Below are 2,370 nucleotides of genomic sequence, written 5' to 3' on the forward strand. Positions count from 1 at the left end.
AGGACCGCGAGCGCTTCCAGACGCTGCTGCACCGGCTGGGACTGCGCCAGCCGGCCAACGGCATCGCCCGCTCGCCGGCCGAGGCCGAGGCGGTGGCCGAGCGCATCGGCTATCCGGTCGTCGTCCGCCCGTCCTATGTGCTGGGCGGGCGGGCGATGGAGATCGTCCATGACCGGGCCAGCCTGCAACGCTATATGCGCGTGGCGCTGCAGCTTGCGGGCCAGGACGTCGCGTCGGGACCGGTGCTGATCGACCGCTACCTGAACGATGCGATCGAGGCCGACGTGGACTGCATCGCCGACGGGCACGACGTCTATGTCGCCGGGGTGATGGAGCATATCGAGGAGGCGGGCATCCATTCGGGGGACAGCGCGTGCTCGCTGCCGCCCTATACGCTGTCGCCGGCCATCGTCAGCGAACTGAAGGAACAGACCGAGGCGATGGCCCGCGAGCTGGGCATCGTCGGGCTGATGAACGTGCAGTACGCGATCAAGGACCAGGACATCTTCGTGCTGGAGGTCAATCCCCGGGCGTCGCGCACCGTGCCGTTCGTGGCCAAGGCGACCGGCGTGCCGGTGGCCAAGATCGGCGCGCGGGTCATGGCGGGGGCGAAGCTGGCCGAATTCCGCCTGGACGACCGGGCGGTGGCGCCGCATGTGGCGGTGAAGGAGGCGGTGTTCCCGTTCAACCGCTTTCCGAACGTGGACACGATCCTGGGGCCGGAAATGCGCTCGACCGGCGAGGTGATGGGGCTGGATGCCTCGTTCGAGCGGGCCTTCGCCAAGTCGCAGCTTGCGGCGGGCGTGCGGCTGCCGCTGTCGGGGGTGGTGTTCCTGTCGGTGCGCGGCAGCGACAAGCCGGCGGTGCCGGCGCTGGCGCGGCGGCTGGTGGACATGGGCTTTACCATCCTGGCCACCCGCGGCACGGCGCAGCGCCTGCGCGAGGCCGGGATCGCCGTCGAGGTGGTGAACAAGGTGCTGGAAGGACGGCCGAACTGCGTGGACGCCATCCGGTCGGGCGACGTGCAGATGGTGATCAACACCGCGCAGGGCGCGCAGTCGGTGGCCGATAGTTTCGACATCCGCCGTTCGGCCCTGACATTGGGGATTCCGCACTTCACCACCATGGCCGGGGCGCGCGCCGCGACTCATGCGATCGCGGCGATGCGGGAAGGACCGCTTGAAGTCGCGCCGCTTCAATCCTACTTTAGCGGATCGTTCTGAGCGCACTGCACCTACGCCGGGTGCCGGGGCCGACCCTGTCGGGCCCCGGCGCCCGGCGTGTTCGGTCTTGGCGGCGCTTGTGTCGCAATCTTTGATGTCAGTCGCGCGACTGACCTTCATCCTGGGGACTTGCCTTGCAGAAATTTCCGATGACGGCCAATGGCCTGCAGCGGCTGGAAGACGAACTTCGCAAGCTGAAGAGCGAGGAACGGCCGGCCGTCATCCGCGCCATCGCCGAAGCCCGCAGCCATGGCGACCTGTCGGAAAATGCCGAATACCATGCCGCGCGGGAACGCCAGTCCTTTATCGAGGGGCGGATCCAGGAACTGGAGGAGATCGTCTCGTCGGCCTTGGTGATCAACCCGGCGAGCCTGTCGGGCGACCAGGTGATGTTCGGCGCGAAGGTCAGCCTGGTGGACGAGGAAACGGACAAGGAAGCGACCTATCAGATCGTCGGCGTGCATGAGGCCGACATCAAGGCGGGGCTGCTGTCGGTTTCCTCGCCGCTGGCCAAGTCGCTGATCGGCAAGCGGATCGGGGATTCGGTGTCGGTTCCCGCCCCGGGCGGCGACCGGACGTACGAGATCCTGGCCGTTACCTATCGCTGAGGCGACGGCGATGATCACCCTGGATGACGTCCGGGCCGCCGCCGCGCGGATCGAGGGGCGCGTGCTGCGCACGCCCACCGTGCCGTCGCACGCCCTGTCGAAGGCGACGGGCGCGGAGATCGTGCTGAAGCTGGAGAATCTGCAGGCGGTCGGCTCGTTCAAGGAGCGGGGTGCGGCGAACAAGCTGGCGCTGCTGACGGCCGAGGAGCGGGCACGCGGGGTGATTACGGTTTCGGCCGGCAACCATGCGCAGGGCGTGGCGCGGCATGCCGCCCTGCTGGGGATCGACGCGGTGATCGTGATGCCGCGCTTCACCCCGGCGGCCAAGGTGACGCGCACCGCGGCCTGGGGCGCGCGCGTGGTGCTGGAAGGGACGAATTTCGCCGAGGCGACCGCGCATGCCGATGCGCTGTGCCGGCGCGAGGGGCGCGTCTTCGTCCCGCCCTATGACGATGCGGCGGTGATGGCGGGCCAGGGGACCTTCGCCCTGGAACTGCTGGAGGACGCGGGGGCGCTGGACATGCTGGTGGCGCCGATCG

At 68.9% G+C, this 2,370-nt stretch carries 3 protein-coding genes; all 3 read left to right on the forward strand.

From position 1 onward, the window contains the following. Positions 1-1,223, forward strand: a 1,223-nt coding sequence (locus HUK84_RS15110) for an ATP-binding protein (RefSeq protein ID WP_176641019.1), incomplete at its 5' end; no start/stop codon positions are given. A 134-nt stretch (positions 1,224-1,357) separates the two neighbouring features. Beyond that, complete coding sequence (gene greA, locus HUK84_RS15115; protein ID WP_176641020.1) at positions 1,358-1,831, forward strand: transcription elongation factor GreA; 474 nt, start codon at positions 1,358-1,360, stop codon at positions 1,829-1,831. Between the two features lie 10 nt (positions 1,832-1,841). Next, positions 1,842-2,370 (forward strand): pyridoxal-phosphate dependent enzyme (locus HUK84_RS15120; protein ID WP_176641021.1); only part of this gene is annotated, 529 nt, incomplete at its 3' end.

This window comes from Nguyenibacter vanlangensis (genome assembly GCF_013376155.1).
GTDB classification, from domain to species: Bacteria; Pseudomonadota; Alphaproteobacteria; order Acetobacterales; family Acetobacteraceae; genus Gluconacetobacter; species Gluconacetobacter vanlangensis.